We start from the raw sequence: 19,655 nt of genomic DNA, 5'->3' as shown, positions 1-19,655 counted from the left end.
CGCCCGATGGCCGCACGCCTGTTCGACCGCCTGAAGGAGGCGGCGGGACCGGAATGGACGGGCTACACCCGCCACGAGTTCGTCCGCCGGCTGGGCGACGGCAGCCTGCCCGAAGCCTCGTTCCGCCACTACCTGATCCAGGATTACCTGTTCCTGATCCATTTCGCCCGCGCCTACGCGCTGGCGGTCTACAAGAGCGACACCCTGGCCGACATGCGGCAGGCGGGCGCGTCGCTCTCGGCGATCCTGGACCTGGAAATGGGGCTGCACGTCGGGTTCTGCGCCGGATGGGGCCTGGACGAGGCGGCCATGGCGGCCTCTCCCGAGGCGACCGGCACCCTGGCCTATACCCGCTACGTGCTGGAACGCGGCACGGCCGGCGACCTGCTCGACCTGCACGTGGCGCTGGCGCCCTGCATCGTCGGCTACGCGGAGATCGCCGCGGAACTGACGGCCGATCCGGCGACGCGGCTGGAGGGGAACCCCTACCGCGCCTGGATCGAGATGTATGCCGGCGAGGAATACCGCGCCGTCGCGGCGGCCGAGATCGACCAGCTGGACAGCCTGTACGGAAGGCGCGGCGGGGAGGCGCGGTTCCCCGACCTGGCCCGCACCTTCACGACCGCGAGCCGGCTGGAAGCCGGGTTCTGGGAAATGGGCCTGAAGCTGCTGCCCTGAGCGTGCCGCGGGTGGCGGCAATCTTGATTAACTGCGTCTTCACCATATTGGCCCAGGGTCGGGAGATCCTTTCCCCTGGCCCTCCCTCCGGTGAGTCTCCATGACCTTCCATGACCGGCCGATCGGCATCTTCGACAGCGGTGTCGGCGGCCTGACCGTGCTGCGGGCACTCCGCGAGCGGCTGCCGACCGAGCAGCTGCTCTACCTGGGCGACACCGCCCGCCTGCCCTACGGCACCAAGAGCCCCGAGACGATCGCCCGCTACGCGGTCCAGGCGGCGGGGCTGCTGGTCGGGCGCGGCATCAAGCTGCTGGTGGTCGCCTGCAACACCGCGTCGGCCCACGCGCTCGACGCGCTCCGCGACGCCTATCCCCAGATCGAGGTGACGGGCGTGATCGAGCCGGGCGCCGAGGCGGCCTGCGCCGCGTCGGCCAGCGGGCGGATCGCGGTGATCGCGACCGAGAGCACGGCGCGGGCCGGCGCCTACGAGGCGGCGATCCGCCGGATCCGGGGGGACGCCGAGATCGCCACCCGGGCCTGCTCGGTGTTCGTGGCGCTCGCGGAGGAAGGCTGGCTCGACGGGCCGGTGGCCGAAGCCGCCGCGCGGCGCTATCTGGCGCCCCTGTTCGCGGACAAGGACGCCGGCTCCAGGCCGGATACCCTGGTGCTGGGCTGCACCCATTTCCCGCTCCTGAGCCCCGTGCTGGAGACGGTGGTCGGCCCTGGCGTTGTCCTGGTGGACAGCGCCCGCACCACCGCCGACAGGGTCGCCCTGATGCTGGACCGCGCCGGGGTCGCCTCCCGCAACGTGCATTTCCCGGCGGAGATCCGCCTGCTGGCGACCGACGCTCCCGACCGCTTCGCCCGCGTCGCCGCGAACTTCCTGCCCTTCCCGATCACGCCGGCCATGGTGGAGCTGGTCGACCTGCAGCAGGCTTCCCCGGCGGCCGGACCCGCCCGGCCGTCCCGGCCGCTGGAAGTTTGATTTCCGGGTCCCCTCGGCTTGACTTCTCCGGACGGCCTGCCTATAAACCCGCTTCCGCCGGGCGGAGGTGCCGTCCGGACCTGGTTTTTGTGTTCACAGAGTTAAGGACCTGTCCGATGGCACGACGTTGCGCCGTGACCGGCAAGGGCGTGATGTTTGGCAACAACGTCAGCCACGCCAACAACAAGAATCGCCGCCGCTTTCATCCGAACCTGCAGGAAACCTCGCTGCTGAGCGACGCTCTGGGCAGCATGGTGCGCCTCCGCCTGTCGACCAACGCGATCCGCACGATCGAGCACAAGGGCGGCCTCGACGCCTTCCTGCTCGACACCAAGGACGCGTCCCTGAGCCTCGAAGCGCGCCGCATCAAGCGCCGCATCGCCGCCAAGGTCGAGCAGCAGCAGGCCGCCGCCTGACCTGACGGTCGGTCCCCCGGCTATCGAGCCGGCATCGGGATCGGCAACATCGAGTTCGTTGGATTGGAGCCGGCCGCGCAAGCGTGCCGGCTCCAGTCTTTTCCGGCCCCAGTCTTTTCCGGCCCTCGACGTCCAGGGCCTCGCCGGCCGTGGCCCAGCCCATAACCACCCTTTCTCGCTCCGCCTCCGCGCGCTATTCTGCCGCAGTCATTCGACCGCCTCGCCTCAACAGCTTCGGAAAAGCCCGCCCCATGCAGACCCATCCCGACTTTCCGAACCTGTTTATCCTGAGCCACCCGCTGATCCAGCACAAACTCAGCCACATGCGCGACCGGAACCGCTCGACCATGGGGTTCCGCGCCCTCCTGAAGGAGATCGCGCTGCTGATGGGCTATGAGATCACCCGCGACCTCCCCATGACGACGGAGCGGATCGAGACTCCGCTGGCGCCGATGGACGCCCCGGTGCTGGCCGGCAAGAAGCTCGCCATCGTGCCGATCCTGCGCGCCGGGCTGGGCATGGCGCAGGGACTGCACGAGCTGGTGCCGTCCGCGCGCGAAGGCCATATCGGCCTCTACCGCGATCACGAGACGAAGCAGCCGGTGGAGTACCTGGTCAAGCTGCCGGAGCCGGAGGGCCGCATCTTCGTCCTGGTCGACCCCATGCTGGCGACCGGCAACTCCGCCGCCTATGCATGCGACGTGCTGAACCGCCACGGCGTCGAGGACCGCAACATCCGCTTCATGGCCCTGGTCGCGGCGCCGGAAGGCGTGCGCGTGTTCCAGAAGTCGCACCCCGACGTGGCGGTCTTCACCGCTGCGCTCGACAGCCACCTGGACGAGAACGCCTATATCGTTCCCGGCCTGGGCGACGCCGGCGACCGGATGTTCGGCACCAAATAATCCCGCTCCGGGCAGGGACCTGCCCCGAACCGGGGCGGGTGCGTCGATCTTGTCATTGCGACTTATTAGCAGCATATGGAACGATAGCGGTTTCCCGGTGAACCCCGTTCCAGCGAAGTCGAACCCTTGACCCTCAACGCCCTGAGCATCGCCGCCGACCGAGCCCGCCACCGCCTGCTGCCGAGCGGCTGGACGGCCGCCACCCTTCTGATCGCCTGCCTGGTGGCGCTTCCGGTGGTGGTGGTGGTGAGCCGCATCTTCATTCCGACCGACGGCGTCTGGTCCCACCTCGCCTCGACGGTGCTGCCCTATTACCTGGGCAACACGGCGAAGCTGGTCTTGGGCGTCGGGGCGGGCACGCTGGTGATCGGCGTCGGAACGGCCTGGCTGGTCACCATGTGCCGGTTTCCCGGCAGCCGCGTGCTGGAATGGGCTCTGCTGCTGCCCATGGCGGTTCCGGCCTATGTGATGGCCTATGTCTATACCGACCTTCTGCAGTTCGTCGGGCCGGTGCAGACGACGCTGCGCGAGCTGACCGGCTGGACCCGCCACGACTACTGGTTCCCCAACATCCGCTCGCTGGGCGGCGCCGTCGCGATGCTGACCCTGGTGCTGTACCCCTACGTCTACCTGCTGTCGCGCGCCGCCTTCCTGGAGCAGTCGGTCTGCGTCCTGGAGGTCAGCCGGACCCTGGGGCGCGGCCCCTACCGCAGTTTCTTCGGCGTGGCGCTGCCCCTGGCGCGGCCGGCGATCGTCGCGGGGCTGGCGCTGGTCCTGATGGAGGTGCTGGCCGACTTCGGCACGGTGCAGTATTTCGCCGTGGACACCTTCACCACCGGCATCTACCGGACCTGGTTCGCCATGGGCCAGCCGGTCGCGGCGGCGCAGCTCGCCTCCGTGCTCATGCTGTTCGTTCTGGTGCTGATGCTGATGGAGCGCTGGTCTCGGGGATCCGCCAAGTTCCACCACACGACAAGCCGGTACCGCCGCCTGCCCAGCTACCGCCTGCGCGGCCTGCGCGGCGCCGCGGCGCTGGCCGCCTGCGTGCTGCCGCTGCTGCTGGGCTTCCTAGTGCCGGCGGCGGCGCTGCTGGACCTTGCCCTGGAGGACGGCGACGCGCTCCTGGGAGCGATGTTCTGGACCCTGGCGACCAACAGCATCCTGCTGGCGGCGCTGACCTCGGTCCTGGCGGTCGCCCTGGCCGTCGTCCTCGCCTACGGGCTGCGGCTCCGCCCCTCCCCCGTCCTGAAGGGCGCGGTGCGGATCGCCTCGATGGGCTACGCGGTGCCGGGATCTGTGATCGCCATCGGCGTGCTGATCCCGTTCGCCCGGCTGGACAATGCGCTCGACGCCTTCCTGGTCGAGCATTTCGGCATCTCCACCGGCCTGCTGCTGAGCGGAACGATCGCGGCGCTGATCTTCGCCTATCTGGTCCGCTTCCTGGCCGTATCGTTCAACACGATCGAGGCGAGCCTGGGCAAGATCCGGCCCAACATGGACCAAGCGTCCCGCGTGCTGGGCCAGACCCCGTCGGGCACGCTGGTCAAGGTCCATGCGCCCCTGATGCTGGGCAGCCTGCTGACGGCGGGCCTGCTGGTGTTCGTCGACGTGATGAAGGAGCTGCCGGCGACCCTGATCGTCCGCCCCTTCAACTTCGACACGCTGGCGGTGCGAACCTACCAGCTCGCCGCCGACGAGCGCCTGGCCGAAGCCTCCGCCCCGGCGCTGGCGATCGTCGCCGTCGGCATCCTGCCGGTGATCCTGCTGAGCGTCGCCATCACCCGCTCCCGGCCCGGCCACGCGGAGGATTGAGGCGGATCGGAACGCGCCGCCCCCTCAATAGATCCCCGGCACCCAGCGCTGGTCCGACTTCGCCGGACGTTTGTACCCCGTGTCCTCCTGCCGTGGTGGCAGTTCCAGGGCTTCGGGCAGCAGGTCCTTGTAGGGGATCTGGCGGAGCAGGTGGGCGATGCAGTTCAGGCGGGCGCGCTTCTTGTTGTCGGCATCCACGATGTACCAGGGCGTGCGCTTCAGGTCGGTGTGCTTCAGCATGACGTCCTTGGCCTGGGAATACTCGACCCAGTGCTTGCGCGACTCCAGGTCCATCGGGCTCAGCTTCCAGCGCTTGATCGGGTTGGTGGTGCGCTCGATGAAGCGGCGCTCCTGCTCCTCGTCGCTGACCGAGAACCAGTACTTGATCAGGATGATGCCGGACTGGACCAGCATCTCCTCGAACAGCGGGCAGGAACGCAGGAACTCCTCGTATTCGTCGTCGGTGCAGAAGCCCATCACCTTCTCGACGCCGGCGCGGTTGTACCAGCTGCGGTCGAACAGGACGATCTCGCCCTTGGCGGGCAGCTGGGCGACGTAGCGCTGGAAGTACCATTGCCCCCGCTCCTTCTCGGTCGGGGTGCCCAGCGCCACGATCCGGCAGACGCGCGGGTTCAGGCTTTCGGCGATGCGCTTGATCACCCCGCCCTTGCCGGCGGCGTCCCGCCCCTCGAAGATGATGCAGACCTTCAGCCCCTCGACCCGCACCCATTCCTGGAGCTTGATGAGCTCGAACTGCAGCTTCGCCAGCTCGTCGATGTATTTGTACTTCTTCACCGGCTTGTCCGGCACCTGGCCCGATCCCAGCACGTGCCAGTGCGCCTCGACCGCCGCGACCTCGCGGGCGTCGCGCAGCACCTCTCCCGCCATTTCCAGGACCGCCTTCTTCTTTTTCTTTCCGCCCGTCTTCCCGTCGCCCATGGCCGCATCCATCCGGTGGCTGGTTCCCATCATGTCAGCAGTATTACAACCGAATCGGCCGAGGGGAGGATGGGACACATTACCGCTGCCGCGGGACCGGCGGCGCCGCACGCCACGAAGCGTCAAGACGCTACAGGGTATCTTTACCGTTCCCGCGCTATACCCCGCCCATCGGTTTCGGGGTGCCTGGGATTTCCGTTGTGATCATGAACGTGCTGGAAGTCGCGGTCTTCGCGATGGTCGTCCTGGGTCCTCACCAGCAGCCCTTCGCATGCGCCGTCTCGATCGGCGGCGTCCGGTGCTCGCACGGGATCGCCGCCTTCCGCGACGGGGCCAACGACATCCTGATGTCCGACGGCGTCAAGGTGGCGAAGTCGCCCAAGGGCGAGCTTCTGTTCTCCAACGGGATCCAGGCCCATATGGACTCGCTCGGCTGGGTCCAGTTCTCCAACGGGGTCGCGGTCCGGCGCGAGGGGACGGAGCGGTTCCGCTTCAGCACCGGCATGGTCTGCCGCTACACGGCGGTGGGCCAGGTCAACTGCGCCCGGGAATGAGGGTGCCGAACGCCTCCGCCGCGGTCGCGATTTCCTCCAGCTTGGCCCGCCAGGGCGACCAGTCGTCCGCCTCGGCGATCGGTGCCCACAGGGCTTCGATCTCCTCGATCAGCAGCGTGCAGGGGTTGCCCCCGAAGTAAGGATGCGACAGGTTCGCAGCCCCCGTCGGCCGCCGCCCCAGCAGGCCGGCGCGGACCGGGGCGAAGTCGACCCCGGCGTACAGCCCGGCAGCGGGGCTTTCGCCCGCGCGCCGCTCGCTCTCCGGGCCGCCGCGCCAGTCGAAGAAGAAGCGCTCGAACGGCACCCCGCTCGACGCCATGAATCCGTACAGCGCGCTGACGAAATCGAGGTCGGCGGCGGGCTCGCCGTGTTCCAGCGCCAGCCGGTCCAGGGTCGCCCGGGCCAGCGCGCCGGCGAACAGGCCGTCGAAACCGTTGACCGCAAGCTCCAACCTGGCCGGCGACGCGAAGGGAATCAGGCATTCGGCCAGCCGGCACAGGTTCCAGCGCAACGCGCCGGGCTGGCGCCCGAAGGCGTAGAGGCCGACCGGATCGAAATAGGCCGCGACGAACTTGGGGTCGTAGACCGGCAGGAAACGGTACGGGCCATAGTCGAAGCTCTCGCCCGTCACGGTCACGTTGTCGGTGTTGATGACACCGTGGACGAAGCCGGCCGCGGTCCATTCCGCGCCCATGCGGGCGACGTTGGCGCAGGCGCGCTCGAAGAAGGCCAGGGTCCGCGCGCCCTCGTCCTCGCTCCAGGCGTCCGGCATATAGTGCCGGATGCTGTGGTCGACCAGCCGCCGCAGGCCGTCCTGGTCGCCCAGATAGGCCAGCCGCTGGAAGGTGCCGATCCGGATGTGGGAATGGCTGAGCCGGACCAGGACCGAGGACCGGGTCGGCGACGGCTCGTCGCCCCGGAACAGGTTCTCGCCGGTCTCGATCAGGCTGAAGCTCTTGGATGTGTTGACGCCCCGGGCTTCCAGCAGCTCGGTCGCCAGCACCTCCCGGACGCCGCCCTTCAGCGTCAGGCGGCCGTCCGCCCCGCGCGACCACGGCGTCTCGCCGCTGCCCTTGGTGCCGAGATCGAGAAGACGCCCGTCCACGGGGTCGCGAAGCTGGGCGAACAGGAAACCGCGCCCGTCCCCGAGCTGCGGATTGTAGCTACGGAACTGGTGCCCGTGGTAGCGGAGCGCCAGCGGCCGCGCCAGGCTGCCGGGCAGCGGTTCGAATCGGCCGAAATGCGCGATCCACTCGCTCTCGGTCAGGTTCCCCAGCCCGACCCGGCGCGCCCAGCGGTCGTTCCGCCAGCGCAGGACATGCTTCGGGAAGTCCGCCGGCTCGACCACGTCGAAGAAGGCGTCGCCCAGATCCGCGTGGTGCCGGGCGGGAAGAAATCCGGCTGCGTCCGGTTCGGCCATGGGTGCCCCCGATCAGAATGGTTTCGCGAAGGTGCCGCAGCGGTACGTGCCCGCACCGGTACCCAGGCCAACATGCGCCGCGGGCAACCATCACGAAAAGCCGGTTCCGGGGGCAAGAAGTAAATTACGATCCATTGGCAGGATATATTGTATTAACCGCAATATGATATTCGAATTGCCGTCGAGCATCGCCCACTGGAGACCTTCTGAATGAGTTCGGCCGATCTGATCGGACAGATCATGGAAAAGCCGGCGGAGTTCGCTCCGTCCACCTTCGCGCAGCGGGGGGTGGCGGTCGACTTCACCACGCCGCTACTCGTCCAGGCCCGAATCCGGCAGTCGACCGGCGACTCCGTGGAGCTGATCCTGCCGAACCTCGCCGGCGGCCGCGGCTCCTATATCCTGGCCTGGCGCTCCCTGGTGCAGTTCGCCACGATCACCATGCATGACCATGCCCTCTACGAGTCCGTGCTGCGCGTCGAGCGGATCGATCCGGCGACCGTGCGCACCGCGACGCTCGGCGTCGCGGCGGAAGGCTTGGCCGGCCGCGACGCCATGCGCCGCGCCCAGGCCCTTCTCGCCCAGGAGAAGGAGGAGGCGCTGCTGACCAACTTCCTGCTGGTCGTCGACCTGCTGAAGCTGGCCGGCATCTCGGCCCAGGAACTCATGACCGGCCGCCCTGGGGAGGATACCGAAGCCCGCATGAAGCGGGCGATCTTCCAGGTCTCCGGCGCGCTCAACATCTCGCCGGAGATCCTCTACCAACGGATCGAGAGCCTGACCCGGTCGACCTTCTCGGTGGGGCTGCCCTGGGCTCCGGCGCCCGGCCGGCTCCGGCGCCTGCTGCTCGACCTGGACTCGTTCCAGGAGACGGTGTCCCAATGGCAGAGCCGGGACGTCTCCGGCGCCGCCGAGGTCGGCCGGTTCGCCGTCCAGGTGGCGATCCATACCACCACCATGGCCCGGCTCACCCTGGTGGAAACCGACGCGATACTCCGCAACGTCCTGAGCATCATGCGCAACTGGGACCGCGACTCCCGAGTGGTCAGCGGCCAGATGTCGCGGCTCGCCTGGCTGCTGGACGGATGGTCCTACATCGTATCATTGTGGACCTCGGTCGTGAACGAGCCGCACGAGCGGCAGCGCGACGCGATCCTGGACCTCGCCAGGCTCATCCCGGTGATGCCCAAGGAGGTTTCGGAATGGACCGAGAGCGGGCTCGAGCAGGAAGCCCGGACGATCCAGCGCAAGTGGGTGCGGCTGAACCAGGATTGGCGCACCGGCAGGAACCTCCGTGACCAGGTGGTCCGGAACGAGTTGCTGAAGGGAGCCATGCGATGACGCTGAACTGGGCGGAACTGCAGCAACTGGGCCTCGCGATCGCCCAGGCCTCGGACGAGAAGCTGGTCCAGATCGTCAGGATGGTGGACACGCTGCCGGAAAGGACGCAGCTGGACGACGCGATCGCCAAGGTCCGCCACCGGCTTTTCTGGCTGAAGCCCCCGCGCCCGCTGTCCATGGCCCGGATCCTGTTCTCCCCGGTGGAGGACCTGCTGGACACGCCGCTCCGCTATCGGCGCGGCACCCGGCGGTTCAACCGCGCCATCATCCGGCCGGTGGTCGACCTGGTCGAAAGCGGCCTGGGCGCCCAGAAGGCCGCCGCGATCAGGGCCGAGCTGGCGGGCAAGACGACGCTGGACAGGACCTTCATGCTGGCCCTGGGGGAGCGCCTGTGGCCGGTGGCGGCGGGGATCCTGGCGGATTTCGTCAAGCGTGCCCAGCTGGACACGCGCCTGCGGATCGAACGGATCGGGCGCGACGACGACGTGCTGGTCCAGATCGCCGAGATGGGCGGCTTCCTGCAGCTCGGCGCGCAGATCGAGCGCATGAAGGCCGATCTGCCCCCAAAGCCGTTCGACGACCTCCAGGCCCACCATGTGCAGCTGATCGAGGAAGCCTTCGTCGCCCTGCCGACCCCCGAGGACGTCTCGCTGCTGACCCGCATCCTGCTGTCCCTGTCGGGAGAGCCGGCGAAGATCCTGGAGCTCCTGGAGCGGGTGAAGCTCCAGGCGACCCAGCGGCAGCGCGACATGCTGGTCGGCGACCTGACCCAGTCGGTGATCGACCGGCTGGGCGACGATGCGGAACGGCTGATCGACATCCCGGAGACCGACATCCAGGTGGCGGCGAAGGTCGCCAGCCGGCTGGTCAGCAGCCTGGACAGCCTGGGCCGCAAGCGCCAGTGGGGAACGGTCAACATCGACAACCGCACGCTCGACCGGACCCGCCGGGCGATCGGCGACTTCGTCATGGACAACCTGGACCGCACCGCCGGGAAATCTGCAGCCGCCCGCGCGGCGGTCGCGGCAAATCCCGGCACCTCCAGCGATGCCGAAGTGGCGGAGGCCGAGGATCGCGCCTCGGCGCTCCGCCAGTTCAAGGACCTGTCGCGATCGCTCAAGATCGAGCACCAGACCAAGGCGAAATTCGATTCCATCACCAGATCGATGGAAGCGGAGGCGATCGAGCAGATCCGCTCGGCGGTGAAATGCGGCCTGTCCCGCGCCGAAATCAACCAGATCATCGTGGACCGGCTGCGGCTGTGCGACATCGTCGAAGGCTACGACCGCGTCAAGGAACTGAAGGCCAAGCTGCTCGCCGCCACGAGGTGAGCCGGTCTCGATGCCCCGTCACGCGGTCGGCCGCTGCGCCTCCGCGTCCGCGCGCGGCGCCTGCCTCCGCTGCCCGGTCGGGCAGAGATCGAGCAGGACGCAGCGGCCGCAGGCCGGATTGCGGAAGTAGCAGCATCGCTGGCCGTGCAGCATCATGACTTCGTGGTTGTCGTAGATCTGCTGCGCGGTCCATTCCTCCGGCAGTTGGGCCGACAGGACGGCATGGGCGGGACCGACGGCCAGGGTGGCCGGTATCATGCCGGTGCGGACGGCGACCCGGTGATGATGGCTGTCCACCGGCAGGGCCGGCCGCCGCAGCGTGCTGAAGCTCAGCACGGCGGCGCTGGTCTTGGGGCCGACGCCGGACAGCTCCTCCAGCCAGGCCCTCGCCTCGGCGACCGGCAGGTCCGCCAGGAAGTCGAGCGACAGCTCGCCCCGTCGCCGCTCGGCGATGCCGCGCAGGATCTGCTGGATGCGCGGAGCCTTCTGTTCCGGCCAGGTCACCCCGGAGATCACCTGCTGGATCTCGTCCGTCGGCGCATCGCGCACCGCCGCCCAGTCCGGATAGGCCGCCCGCAACGCCTTGAAGGCCCGGCCCGAATCGGCATTGCGGGTCCGGTGGGACAACAGGGACGAAACCAGCTCGCTGAGCGGGTCCAGGCTGTGGAAATAGGCCACCGGACAGTCGTAGGCGACGCAGAGCCTGTGGTGGATCTCCAGCACCTTGGCGTTCGGATCGTCCAGATTTCCGGTCATCGGCAACCTCCTGTCGCAGGCAAGGTGACTTAGGACGAAAGGAGCCTCAGAAAAGCCCATGCAGCAGGGTCCTGCGGGAGCGCCGGACCGTCACCACCAGCCCGGCGGCCCGGCGCTGGATGTCCTGGCAGCGGAAAGGGTCGGAACCGCGCCCGGACTCGGCGAAGTCGCCGCCGCTGACCGCTTCGAACAGGCCGATCAGGTCGGCATCCGCGTCGAACCGGAACACCCAGCTTTCGCGGTCGAGCAGGTCGAGCCACAGCTCGATCCGGCGCTGCAGGCCGAGGATCTCGGCGCGCAGGCGGATCCCCTCGACGCCCATTTCGGCGGCCGGCAGGCTCCAGGCGCGAACGCCGGCATCGGCGAAGCGCTCGATGTCGCGGCAGAGATCGTCGATCCGCGCCGACAGGTCGCCGCTGCGCAAGCCCATGCGGTTCAACGCGGTATTGGTCAGCGCCGTCAGCATCGCGCCGCCCAGCGCGCCGCCGAGGAGGCTGCCCAGGAACGCCTTGTCCTCCCACATGGATCCGCCCCCGAGCCATAGTTTGCAAACGCATGTTCTGTGTTTGTTCACTATAACCGCGAGTTGGTCCGGAGCCAAGGGGCGGCTCGACGGTCGGAGGACTTTATTCCAGCGATTCGGAGGACGGCGGCAGCCCGAGGATGTAGGATTCGATCGCCAGCTTCGTTCGGCGATACTCCCCATCGGCTTCGATCACGATACGGCGGGCGAGGTCCTCGCGCGAGAAACCTGCGGTGTCGAGGGTGGCGAAAACCTCCTGGAGCCACGCCATGGAATAGGACGGCCCACCTATCCTTACCACCACCGTGTCCCCGCGCCTCAGGGCCGGGACCAGCAGGTCGTCGCGGAACGCCTCGGCACTGTGGGGGCCGCCGCTGCGATGGCGGCCGCCCGTGACCAGGGAGAAATCCCTGCCGATGTCGATCAAGGTCATCGCGTCCTCCGGCGTGGCGGCGATCGGTCCGCGCCGGTGACATTAGCGAAAATTTCCGGAGTCTTCGAGAGGCGACTTGCTCAGGACCCGGTCAGGCCGCAGCTCCATTTGCGGACGCGGTACTTGGGATGGGCTTCCGCCCATTGCACGGCGAGCCGCTGACCCTCGAACATGCAGGCGTGCATGCTCATCTGGCTTGACTCGAAGGGAGGCCATTCCTTGTGGCACTTGGTCGGGTCGGACGCGAGGCAGACGAGCAGAACCAACTCAATCATCTGAATCTCTCTCCACTTGGCTCTTTACGCGATAGCCGGACCTTGATCCCTGCTTGAGGATCGTCGGCGGGGCGGCCTGATGAACCTGTCAACGGTTTCGCGGATTGCCAGTGCCACCCGATTCGATCGGTTCCCTTGGCCGATTCGCCCCGGGAATTTTTTTGTCGCGACAGTTTTCATGTTGCGTCGCCGAAGAAGAATGCCGCACTGCCACGGAAACGTTGCAGTAAGTTTGCTAAAACTTAGTTTCATTCGCCTTTTAGTACGAACTAATGTGTCGGCAACCCATCAAAAGATCTTACGCCAGAGCGATAGGTGCACGCAGTTTCAACGCTTTAGGGTCATTCCGACTGGTGCCTTCTAAAGTCTTATTGTCCGCCCCCGGGAGAGGCGTTACGGTGATCTTCTAAAAATCTGCCCATTGCCACGGAGGCGGAAAGACGGTCGGCAAGGGAACGCCGATCGATCACAAAGTCGGTTGCGTCAGAGAATAACGAACTCGGGAGGAGACAGATATGCGGCGGATGAAAATCCTGCTGACCACGGTTGCCTTTATCACCGCGGGAACGGCATACGCCAACGACGAAGTGATGAAGCTGCAGAAGGACCCGAACAACTGGGCGATGCAGCTCGGCGACTACTCCGGCAAGCGCTACAGCCCGCTCGACCAGATCAACACCCAGAACGTCAAGGACCTGCGGGTCGATTGGAGCTTCTCCACCGGCGTCCTGCGCGGCCACGAAGGCGGCCCGCTGGTCATCGGCGACGTCATGTACGTCCACACCCCCTTCCCCAACATCGTCTACGCCCTCTCGATCCCCGAGAAGGGCAGGATCCTGTGGAAGTACGAGCCGCGCCAGGATCCGAACGTGATCCCGGTGATGTGCTGCGACACGGTCAACCGCGGCGTGACCTATGCCGACGGCAAGATCTTCCTGGCCCAGGCCGACAACACGCTGGTGGCGCTCGATGCCAAGACCGGCGAGGAAGTCTGGAAGGTCAAGAACGGCGACCATGCCAAGGGCGAGACCCTGACCGCCAACCCCGTGGTCGTCAAGGACAAGATCTTCGTCGGCATCTCCGGCGGCGAGTTCGGCGTCCGCGGCCACCTGACCGCCTACGACATCAAGGACGGCAAGCAGATCTGGCGGGCCTACTCGACCGGTCCCGATGCCGACGTCAAGATCGACCCGCAGAAGACCACCATGCTCGGCAAGCCGATCGGCGACCGCGACCTGGGCGTGTCGACCTGGAACGGCGACGAGTGGAAGATCGGCGGCGGCACGACCTGGGGCTGGTACACCTACGATCCCGAGTTGAACCTCATATATTACGGCACCGGCAACCCGGGCACCTGGAACCCGGCCCAGCGCGCCAAGGACGGCAAGCGGGAAGGCAGCGACAACAAGTGGTCGATGTCGATCTTCGCCCGCGACGCGGACACCGGCGAGGTCAAGTGGGTATACCAGAAGACCCCGTTCGACGAGTGGGACTATGACGGCGTCAACGAGAACATCCTCGCGGACATCACCGTCAAGGGCAAGCAGGTCAAGGCCCTGGTCAACTTCGACCGCAACGGCTTCGTCTACACGCTCGACCGCGCGACCGGCGAACTGCTCGTCGCCGAGAAGTACGACCCGACCGTCAACTGGGCGACCCACGTCGACATGAAGACCGGCCGCCCGGCCGTGAACGAGAAGTACAGCACCTTCGCCAACGGCCCGGACACCAACTCCGAAGGCATCTGCCCGGCGGCGCTGGGAACCAAGGACCAGCAGCCGGCGTCGTTCTCGCCGGATACCGGCCTGTTCTACGTGCCGACCAACCACATCTGCATGGACTACGAGCCGTTCGAGGTCGCCTACAGCGCCGGCCAGCCCTACGTGGGTGCCACGCTGTCGATGTATCCGGCCCCGAACTCCCACGGCGGCATGGGCAACTTCATCGCCTATGACGCGGCCGAGGGCAAGATCGTCTGGTCGAAGCCCGAGGCGTTCGCGGTGTGGAGCGGCGCTCTGACCACCAAGGGCGGCGTCGCCTTCTACGGCACGCTCGAAGGCTTCCTGGTGGCGGTGGACATGAAGGACGGCAAGGAGCTGTACCGCTTCAAGACCCCGTCCGGCATCATCGGCAACGTCAACACCTTCGTGGCCGACGGCAAGCAGCACATCGCGGTGCTGTCGGGCATCGGCGGTTGGGCCGGCATCGGCTTGGCGGCGGGCCTGAACGACCCGCATGCGGGTCTGGGCGCCGTCGGCGCGCACGCCTCGCTCGGCCAGTACACCAACCTGGGCGGCGTGCTGACCGTCTTCACGCTGCCGGACTGATCGGTCCCCGGGCGCTGAGAACCAAGTACCGATAAATACTCCCGGTGTTTCCGCTCCGCGAGGGGCGGAAACACCGGCTCGTTTCACTGGAAATCGAACGCCATGAATCTGTCTTTCCTGACGCGGGTCGCGACTGCCGGCGCCGCCTTCTTTTTCCTCTCAGCCGGAACTCCACACGCCCAGGACGCCGAAACGGATCCCTACGAGAAGCCCTACATCGTCGAGGACGGCAAGGTCGATCAGGGAACCTACAACGGGTTTCGGCGCTATCACTCCTCCTGCCACGTCTGCCACGGCCCCGACGGCCTGGGCGGCTCCTTCGCGCCGGCCCTGGTGGAGTCGGTCAAGAGGCTGGACTACGACCAGTTCGCCGAGATCATCGCGAACGGCAAGCAGGAGGCCGGCGCCTCGGGGCAGCGGGTCATGCCGTCCTTCGGGACCGATCAGAACGTCATGCTCTACGTCGCAGACATCTACGGGTACCTGAAGGCCCGGGCCGACGGGAAGATCGACCGCGGCCGCCCCGAACGTATCAAGAAGTAACGGATCAGCAAACATCGCACCGGGAAGTGACGCTGCCGTCACGGAGATCTGACATGCTGGCACGAATCTCGATGCTGGTCGCCGCCGCCCTGCTGGCGGCCGGCACGGCCTCGGCGGTCGAATTGCCGAAGCGCGACGCGCTTCGGGTCTGCGCCGACCCGAACCTCCTGCCCTTCTCCAACGACAAGCTGGAAGGGTTCGAGAACAAGATCGCCGCCATGATCGGCGAGGAACTGGGCGTTCCCGTCGTCTATACGTGGTGGCCCCAGACCATCGGCTTCGTCCGCAACACGCTCCGCGCCCGCAAATGCGACATCGTCATGGGAGCGGCGTCGGGCGAGGGGCTGATGCAGAACACCAACCCCTATTACCGCTCGGTCTATTCCCTGGTGTACCGCGAGAGTACCGGGTCGAAGATCACGGCCATGAACGATCCGGCCCTGCGCGACATGCGCATGGGCGTCGTCGCCCAGACGCCGGGCGCCACGCTCGCCACCATGAACCGGATCAACAACCTGGAGCCCTACCAGCTCGACGTCGATACCCGGGTCGATAACCCGGCGCGCCGCGCGGTCGAGGACGTCTCGTCCGGCAAGATCGACGCGACGGTGCTGTGGGGACCGATCGCCGGCTACTTCGCGGCCCAGCAGCCGACCAAGCTGACGGTGGTGCCGCTGGTCGGCGATCAGGGAACCCGCGTCGAGTTTCCGATCACCATGGGCATCCGCGTGGAAGAGCCGGAATGGAAGCACTGGCTGAACGACTTCATCCAGCGCCGTCAGAGCGACATCGACGCCGTGCTGGCCCAGTACAATGTTCCGCTGCTGACCTCGAACGGTCAGCTCCAGTCCGCCGCCGTCACCCGGTGATCGGTCGGACCGTCGCCGCCGCGCTGGTCGCGGCGGCGACGCTTTCTGCGCCGTCCGCCGCGGCGCCCCCCAAACCGGCGGATTTCAGGATGTCCGACTACCGGGCGCCGACGCCCGAGTCCGTTCCCGGCGCCGCCACGGTCGGCACCGGGCGGGTCCAGGAGATGGCGAAATCCGGCGAGGCCGTGCTGATCGACGTCTACCCCGCCCCGCCCCGCCCGGCCACCCTCCCCGCCGACGCCGTCTGGATGCCCAAGGCCAGGCGCACCGTCCCCGGCGCGGTCTGGCTGCCCAATGTCGGGTACGGCGCCCTGTCGGACGACATGGACCGATATTTCCGGGACAGCCTGGAGCGCCTGACCGGGGACGACCGCGGCCGGCCGATCGTCTTCTTCTGCGAGCCGGACTGCTGGATGTCCTGGAACGCGGCGCTCCGCGCCGTCGGGTACGGCTACGCAGCCGTGCACTACTACCCCGAGGGGGCCGGTGGCTGGGCCTCGGCGGGATTGCCGCTGGAACCGGTCCAGCCCGAGCCCGGACCTGCCCGGGCAGAGTCCGGCGGCTTCCCTTAGGGTGGCGTCACTCCATGTGGTTCGCGATGGTCCGGGCCAGCTGGCCCACCCGCCGCTCGACGATCACGGGCTGCTCGCACAGGGCGCCCAGCGAGCGGTGCCGTTCCTCGATGATCCGGCGCTGCCATGCCAGTTGCTCGCCGAGCTCGCGGATGCGCGCCTCGTCGCGAGGCTCCGCCGCACGGGCCTTGTCGAGTTCGCCGACCGTCTTCGTCATGTTGGCGAGCATGCCCTTCTGCGCCCGGTCGAACTTGCGGATCGCGTCGACCGCCCTGCTCCGCGTGCGGTTCGCTTCGTCGAAGACGCCCGCGAACAGCAGCGTCAGCGTCTCGTTCCGGTCGCCCTGGATGCCCTCGGCGAACCGGTCGACCGCCGCGTTGGCTTCGTCGTCGGGAACCGCGCGGGAGACGGCCCGCGTCGCGAGCGAGGCGATCTCGCGGTTTTCCGGCCATGCCTTCAGGTAATCATCGACCGGCGGGCCGGCCCAGATCGTGGCGGCGGAGAGGGTCGGCACGAAGACCTGGACGCACGGCCAGTCGGGAGGGGTATCGACCCGCGGCTGGGCGTGCGCCGCGGCGGCGGACATCGCGGCGAGGCCCGCCCCGAGCAGCGCGGCTTTGAGGCTCGTCTGTACGGAATTCCGGAAACCCATGTCTCTCCCTCTGGTCGCTCTTCATTCTTGATCGTTTTCAAAGGAAGCATACACCGATGTCACGGCTGATTCCGCTGCTGATCGCACTCCTGACGGCGGCCTTGCCGGCCGTCGCGGCGCCCCTGCCCGCCGCGGTCTTCGAGATCGAGCTGGTCGACACCAGCGGCGAGGGACGGTCGCCCGCCCAGGAGCAGCGGATCCGGGCGACGACCGAGGCGCTGCGCCGCGAACTGGCCGAGACCGGCCTCTATGCCCCGCTGGACCTCGCTCCCGCCGCCGGCCGGATCGGCGATCACCTGTCCTGCGAACAGTGCCTGCTGGACATCGCGCGGGACATGGGCGGCCAGGTGGCGGTGATAGGCAAGGTCAACAAGATCAGCACGCTGATCCTCAGCATGGACATCGTCGTTCGCGACCTCGCCGATGGCAAGGTGATCGCCCGCGGCACCGCCGACATCCGGGGCGACAACGATCGCGCGTGGCTGCGCGGCATGCAATGGCTGGTGGAACACCGGATCGCCCCCCAAGGGGCGGCCGGGGAGGAGCGTGCGCCCCGTTGAGGGCGGGGCGCAGCCGGCTCTTCGGACTACTGCTTGGCTCCGCCCTGGGGAGTCGCTTCCGGCGGACGCTCCTGGGATCCGATGGCACCCTGGCGCTGGGCCGCGAGCGAGTTGGAATCGGCGTCCTTCGGACCGAACTGGAGGCTGCCTTCGGTACCGCCCCCGGTCGCCGCCTCGGCCTCGCTTTCGGCGCCGCTGCCGGACAGGTTGCCGGACTGGTCGGCAGGCTTCGGGGGCTGCTGCTGGTTGCCCATGGCGCCCTGCCGTTCCTGCATCAGGGTTCCGTCGGGATTGGTTTGCTGAGCGAACGCCGCAGATGCGCTCCCCAGGGTCAGCGCCAGAATGGCGGCGACCGTGGAAACCTTCTTCACTTGCATGAACATCCTCCAGTCTTCTTGTTGATTCCCGGTGGCTCTCACCACCGTCAAGAACCATCAACACCGGGCGGATCGTTTCATCACGAACGGACGACTGCGCCGGCGGCGCCGATACTGGTATAACCGAGACAAACGAACGGGAGGACCTTCAGATGAAGGCTGTGATCATCGTGCTGGCGACGGCACTCTCCATCGGCGGCGCCAGCGCCCAGACGGCCGGTTCCACCGCCGACCCCCACGATTACCCGACCGCCGCGCGGGTCGATTACGTGATCGGCTGCATGGCGACCAACGGGCAGACCCAGGAAGTCATGGAACGCTGCTCCTGCAGCATCGACCATATCGCCCGGACGATCCCCTACAACAGCTTCGTCCAGCTGGAGACCATCCGCAGGATGCAGGACCAGCCGGGCGAGCGGGCGATGCTGTTCCGCGGCGTCGGATGGATGAAGGACCTCCAGGATCGCTTCCGCCTGGCCCAGGTGGAAGCCGACCTGGAGTGCTTTCCCCAGTGAACCCGCGGCGGCGGCTCAGCTCGCCGGCTCAGGCGTGACCTGCCAGTCCCCGGTATAGACCTGGTCCTTGCTGTCGGTCACCCGGACGTCCAGTTCGCCCGGTCCCCTGGGCTGGAACGTGAAGTGCAGGCTGGGATCCTCGCTCAGCGAGATGTCGGTCTCGACCTCCATCAGGGGCTTGCCGTCATAGCTGACCTTGATCGACCTGACGAAGTAAGGCGGCACGTATGTGCGCGAGATCTGGTCGAACTGCATGCCGCTGTGGTTCGGATGGCTGACCAGGAGCTGCGCCGTCACCGGCGCGTCCGCCGGGACCGACTGCGGCAGGTTAAGCTTCATTTTGCCCAGCCGGGCCAGGGCCTGCTGCGGGTCCTTCATGGCCGGAGCCGAGCAGCCCCCCGCCGCCTTGACGTAGCGTTCCGCGCTGAGCAGGCGGCCGTCGCTGGTCTCGGCCACGGCATGGATCAGGGTATATTCGTTGACCCGGACCCGCGTGCTGATCTCCAGCGCCTTGCGGTCGTCATGGAGGTGGAACTTGCCGGCGAGCGGCACGGGGTTGCCGTCGATCAGCAGGGTCAGCGTCCGGATCGACCACCCGGCATCCTCCGGGATCGAGGCCTTCATGGTGATCGGGACGAGCGCCGCGTCGTGCGCCCGGTACGGCGCCTCCAGCGACAGGAACGCGCTGCCGTCCTCGATCTCCCGGTCGGGAAAATAGACTTCCCTGACGCTGTCCCAGCGGGCGTAGTCCTCGGGCTTGGCGTCGCTGGGGCGGGTTTGGGCCGGCACCGAGCCGACGGTCAGCAGCAGGGCGGCCAGGAAAGATCCGAGCAGGATTGCCGGACGCGAAGCTCGTGCGGACATGATGCGATCCT

The 19,655-nt window shown here is 67.5% G+C and carries 23 protein-coding genes; 14 read left to right on the top strand and 9 right to left on the bottom strand.

Going from position 1 to position 19,655, the window contains the following annotated elements:
• Window positions 1-6 precede the first annotated feature (6 nt).
• From tenA to IGS68_RS06330, 5 genes are all read left to right on the top strand, one after another.
• Complete coding sequence (gene tenA, locus IGS68_RS06350) at window positions 7-678, top strand: thiaminase II (protein ID WP_201078217.1); 672 nt, start codon at window positions 7-9, stop codon at window positions 676-678.
• A gap of 100 nt (window positions 679-778) precedes the next feature.
• On the top strand, window positions 779-1,663 hold the full coding sequence (gene murI, locus IGS68_RS06345; RefSeq protein WP_201078215.1) for a glutamate racemase: 885 nt from the start codon (window positions 779-781) through the stop codon (window positions 1,661-1,663).
• 116 nt (window positions 1,664-1,779) lie between these two features.
• Window positions 1,780-2,079, top strand: coding sequence for a 50S ribosomal protein L28 (gene rpmB, locus IGS68_RS06340; RefSeq protein WP_201078213.1), 300 nt, complete (start codon window positions 1,780-1,782; stop codon window positions 2,077-2,079).
• 251 nt (window positions 2,080-2,330) lie between these two features.
• Window positions 2,331-2,981 carry a uracil phosphoribosyltransferase gene (gene upp / locus IGS68_RS06335; protein ID WP_158046673.1) on the top strand — a complete coding sequence of 217 codons (651 nt, stop codon included), beginning with the start codon at window positions 2,331-2,333 and terminating at the stop codon, window positions 2,979-2,981.
• Between the two features lie 126 nt (window positions 2,982-3,107).
• Window positions 3,108-4,793, top strand: a complete 1,686-nt coding sequence (locus IGS68_RS06330) for an ABC transporter permease (protein WP_201078211.1) — start codon at window positions 3,108-3,110, stop codon at window positions 4,791-4,793.
• Between the two features lie 24 nt (window positions 4,794-4,817).
• Here the strand turns inward: IGS68_RS06330 and ppk2 are convergent, their stop codons facing one another.
• Window positions 4,818-5,732 (bottom strand): polyphosphate kinase 2, encoded by a 915-nt coding sequence (gene ppk2, locus IGS68_RS06325; protein ID WP_201078209.1) that lies wholly within the window; start codon window positions 5,730-5,732, stop codon window positions 4,818-4,820.
• Window positions 5,733-5,938: 206 nt separating this feature from the next.
• Here ppk2 and IGS68_RS06320 point away from each other — a divergent pair, with 206 nt between their 5' ends.
• Entirely contained in the window at window positions 5,939-6,286 is a 348-nt protein-coding gene (locus IGS68_RS06320) for a hypothetical protein (RefSeq protein ID WP_201078207.1), read from the top strand.
• On the opposite strand, the gene IGS68_RS06315 is transcribed toward IGS68_RS06320, so the two are convergent.
• The gene (locus tag IGS68_RS06315; protein WP_201078205.1) at window positions 6,267-7,706 is read right to left on the bottom strand and encodes a protein adenylyltransferase SelO; all 1,440 of its coding nucleotides are present in this window, start codon (window positions 7,704-7,706) and stop codon (window positions 6,267-6,269) included. The genes IGS68_RS06320 and IGS68_RS06315 overlap by 20 nt on opposite strands.
• A gap of 210 nt (window positions 7,707-7,916) precedes the next feature.
• Between IGS68_RS06315 and IGS68_RS06310 the strand changes: the two genes are divergently transcribed.
• Window positions 7,917-9,047, top strand: coding sequence for a hypothetical protein (locus IGS68_RS06310; protein ID WP_201078203.1), 1,131 nt, complete (start codon window positions 7,917-7,919; stop codon window positions 9,045-9,047).
• Window positions 9,044-10,378 (top strand): hypothetical protein, encoded by a 1,335-nt coding sequence (locus tag IGS68_RS06305; RefSeq protein ID WP_201078200.1) that lies wholly within the window; start codon window positions 9,044-9,046, stop codon window positions 10,376-10,378. Before IGS68_RS06310 ends, IGS68_RS06305 begins: the two co-directional genes overlap by 4 nt.
• Window positions 10,379-10,396: 18 nt before the next feature.
• Here the strand turns inward: IGS68_RS06305 and IGS68_RS06300 are convergent, their stop codons facing one another.
• From IGS68_RS06300 to IGS68_RS06285, 4 genes are all read right to left on the bottom strand, one after another.
• A complete protein-coding gene (locus tag IGS68_RS06300; RefSeq protein WP_201078198.1) occupies window positions 10,397-11,134 on the bottom strand; it encodes an endonuclease III domain-containing protein in 738 nt (245 codons plus the stop codon).
• Between the two features lie 46 nt (window positions 11,135-11,180).
• On the bottom strand, window positions 11,181-11,657 hold the full coding sequence (locus IGS68_RS06295) for a hypothetical protein (protein ID WP_201078196.1): 477 nt from the start codon (window positions 11,655-11,657) through the stop codon (window positions 11,181-11,183).
• Window positions 11,658-11,760: 103 nt separating this feature from the next.
• A complete protein-coding gene (locus IGS68_RS06290; RefSeq protein ID WP_201078194.1) occupies window positions 11,761-12,090 on the bottom strand; it encodes a hypothetical protein in 330 nt (109 codons plus the stop codon).
• 80 nt (window positions 12,091-12,170) lie between these two features.
• Entirely contained in the window at window positions 12,171-12,365 is a 195-nt protein-coding gene (locus tag IGS68_RS06285) for a hypothetical protein (protein WP_201078192.1), read from the bottom strand.
• A 515-nt stretch (window positions 12,366-12,880) separates the two neighbouring features.
• Between IGS68_RS06285 and IGS68_RS06280 the strand changes: the two genes are divergently transcribed.
• The 4 genes from IGS68_RS06280 to IGS68_RS06270 all read left to right on the top strand — a co-directional run bounded on the left by IGS68_RS06280 (window position 12,881) and on the right by IGS68_RS06270 (window position 16,676).
• A complete protein-coding gene (locus IGS68_RS06280; RefSeq protein WP_247881202.1) occupies window positions 12,881-14,692 on the top strand; it encodes a methanol/ethanol family PQQ-dependent dehydrogenase in 1,812 nt (603 codons plus the stop codon).
• Between the two features lie 102 nt (window positions 14,693-14,794).
• On the top strand, window positions 14,795-15,235 hold the full coding sequence (locus IGS68_RS06275) for a c-type cytochrome (protein ID WP_201078190.1): 441 nt from the start codon (window positions 14,795-14,797) through the stop codon (window positions 15,233-15,235).
• Window positions 15,236-15,288: 53 nt separating this feature from the next.
• Complete coding sequence (locus IGS68_RS35395) at window positions 15,289-16,104, top strand: quinoprotein dehydrogenase-associated putative ABC transporter substrate-binding protein (RefSeq protein ID WP_247881201.1); 816 nt, start codon at window positions 15,289-15,291, stop codon at window positions 16,102-16,104.
• 89 nt (window positions 16,105-16,193) lie between these two features.
• Window positions 16,194-16,676 (top strand): rhodanese-like domain-containing protein, encoded by a 483-nt coding sequence (locus IGS68_RS06270; RefSeq protein ID WP_247881200.1) that lies wholly within the window; start codon window positions 16,194-16,196, stop codon window positions 16,674-16,676.
• A 7-nt stretch (window positions 16,677-16,683) separates the two neighbouring features.
• Here the strand turns inward: IGS68_RS06270 and IGS68_RS06265 are convergent, their stop codons facing one another.
• On the bottom strand, window positions 16,684-17,328 hold the full coding sequence (locus tag IGS68_RS06265; RefSeq protein ID WP_201078185.1) for a hypothetical protein: 645 nt from the start codon (window positions 17,326-17,328) through the stop codon (window positions 16,684-16,686).
• 56 nt (window positions 17,329-17,384) lie between these two features.
• On the opposite strand from IGS68_RS06265, the gene IGS68_RS06260 reads away from it, so the two are divergent.
• Window positions 17,385-17,888 carry a DUF3280 domain-containing protein gene (locus IGS68_RS06260; RefSeq protein WP_201078183.1) on the top strand — a complete coding sequence of 168 codons (504 nt, stop codon included), beginning with the start codon at window positions 17,385-17,387 and terminating at the stop codon, window positions 17,886-17,888.
• A gap of 26 nt (window positions 17,889-17,914) precedes the next feature.
• Here IGS68_RS06260 and IGS68_RS06255 read toward each other — a convergent pair whose 3' ends face one another.
• Window positions 17,915-18,265: a hypothetical protein gene (locus IGS68_RS06255; RefSeq protein WP_201078181.1), complete on the bottom strand. Its 351-nt coding sequence runs from the start codon at window positions 18,263-18,265 to the stop codon at window positions 17,915-17,917.
• A gap of 152 nt (window positions 18,266-18,417) precedes the next feature.
• On the opposite strand from IGS68_RS06255, the gene IGS68_RS06250 reads away from it, so the two are divergent.
• The gene (locus tag IGS68_RS06250; protein WP_201078179.1) at window positions 18,418-18,780 is read left to right on the top strand and encodes a hypothetical protein; all 363 of its coding nucleotides are present in this window, start codon (window positions 18,418-18,420) and stop codon (window positions 18,778-18,780) included.
• 15 nt (window positions 18,781-18,795) lie between these two features.
• Here IGS68_RS06250 and IGS68_RS06245 read toward each other — a convergent pair whose 3' ends face one another.
• The gene (locus IGS68_RS06245) at window positions 18,796-19,644 is read right to left on the bottom strand and encodes a quinoprotein dehydrogenase-associated SoxYZ-like carrier (protein ID WP_201078177.1); all 849 of its coding nucleotides are present in this window, start codon (window positions 19,642-19,644) and stop codon (window positions 18,796-18,798) included.
• Window positions 19,645-19,655 lie beyond the last annotated feature (11 nt).

It is taken from the genome of Skermanella sp. TT6 (genome assembly GCF_016653635.2).
In the GTDB taxonomy this organism is placed as follows: Bacteria; Pseudomonadota; Alphaproteobacteria; order Azospirillales; family Azospirillaceae; genus Skermanella; species Skermanella cutis.
The sequence above is the reverse complement of the archived record's forward strand: the minus strand, read 5'-3'. Positions and strand labels throughout refer to the sequence as shown.

What these genes read in the sequence shown, in the direction of transcription:
- IGS68_RS06275 (WP_201078190.1), top strand. Translation starts at nt 14,795, where the DNA reads ATGAATCTGTCTTTCCTGACGCGGGTCGCGACTGCCGGCGCCGCCTTC.
- murI (WP_201078215.1), top strand. Translation starts at nt 779, where the DNA reads ATGACCTTCCATGACCGGCCGATCGGCATCTTCGACAGCGGTGTCGGC.
- IGS68_RS06300 (WP_201078198.1), bottom strand. Translation starts at nt 11,134, where the DNA reads ATGACCGGAAATCTGGACGATCCGAACGCCAAGGTGCTGGAGATCCAC.
- IGS68_RS06295 (WP_201078196.1), bottom strand. Translation starts at nt 11,657, where the DNA reads ATGTGGGAGGACAAGGCGTTCCTGGGCAGCCTCCTCGGCGGCGCGCTG.
- IGS68_RS06285 (WP_201078192.1), bottom strand. Translation starts at nt 12,365, where the DNA reads ATGATTGAGTTGGTTCTGCTCGTCTGCCTCGCGTCCGACCCGACCAAG.
- IGS68_RS06305 (WP_201078200.1), top strand. Translation starts at nt 9,044, where the DNA reads ATGACGCTGAACTGGGCGGAACTGCAGCAACTGGGCCTCGCGATCGCC.
- ppk2 (WP_201078209.1), bottom strand. Translation starts at nt 5,732, where the DNA reads ATGGGCGACGGGAAGACGGGCGGAAAGAAAAAGAAGAAGGCGGTCCTG.
- IGS68_RS06260 (WP_201078183.1), top strand. Translation starts at nt 17,385, where the DNA reads ATGTCACGGCTGATTCCGCTGCTGATCGCACTCCTGACGGCGGCCTTG.
- IGS68_RS35395 (WP_247881201.1), top strand. Translation starts at nt 15,289, where the DNA reads ATGCTGGCACGAATCTCGATGCTGGTCGCCGCCGCCCTGCTGGCGGCC.
- upp (WP_158046673.1), top strand. Translation starts at nt 2,331, where the DNA reads ATGCAGACCCATCCCGACTTTCCGAACCTGTTTATCCTGAGCCACCCG.
- IGS68_RS06310 (WP_201078203.1), top strand. Translation starts at nt 7,917, where the DNA reads ATGAGTTCGGCCGATCTGATCGGACAGATCATGGAAAAGCCGGCGGAG.
- IGS68_RS06245 (WP_201078177.1), bottom strand. Translation starts at nt 19,644, where the DNA reads ATGTCCGCACGAGCTTCGCGTCCGGCAATCCTGCTCGGATCTTTCCTG.
- IGS68_RS06255 (WP_201078181.1), bottom strand. Translation starts at nt 18,265, where the DNA reads ATGCAAGTGAAGAAGGTTTCCACGGTCGCCGCCATTCTGGCGCTGACC.
- IGS68_RS06270 (WP_247881200.1), top strand. Translation starts at nt 16,194, where the DNA reads ATGTCCGACTACCGGGCGCCGACGCCCGAGTCCGTTCCCGGCGCCGCC.
- IGS68_RS06315 (WP_201078205.1), bottom strand. Translation starts at nt 7,706, where the DNA reads ATGGCCGAACCGGACGCAGCCGGATTTCTTCCCGCCCGGCACCACGCG.
- IGS68_RS06250 (WP_201078179.1), top strand. Translation starts at nt 18,418, where the DNA reads ATGAAGGCTGTGATCATCGTGCTGGCGACGGCACTCTCCATCGGCGGC.
- IGS68_RS06265 (WP_201078185.1), bottom strand. Translation starts at nt 17,328, where the DNA reads ATGGGTTTCCGGAATTCCGTACAGACGAGCCTCAAAGCCGCGCTGCTC.
- rpmB (WP_201078213.1), top strand. Translation starts at nt 1,780, where the DNA reads ATGGCACGACGTTGCGCCGTGACCGGCAAGGGCGTGATGTTTGGCAAC.
- IGS68_RS06290 (WP_201078194.1), bottom strand. Translation starts at nt 12,090, where the DNA reads ATGACCTTGATCGACATCGGCAGGGATTTCTCCCTGGTCACGGGCGGC.
- IGS68_RS06320 (WP_201078207.1), top strand. Translation starts at nt 5,939, where the DNA reads ATGAACGTGCTGGAAGTCGCGGTCTTCGCGATGGTCGTCCTGGGTCCT.
- tenA (WP_201078217.1), top strand. Translation starts at nt 7, where the DNA reads ATGGCCGCACGCCTGTTCGACCGCCTGAAGGAGGCGGCGGGACCGGAA.
- IGS68_RS06280 (WP_247881202.1), top strand. Translation starts at nt 12,881, where the DNA reads ATGCGGCGGATGAAAATCCTGCTGACCACGGTTGCCTTTATCACCGCG.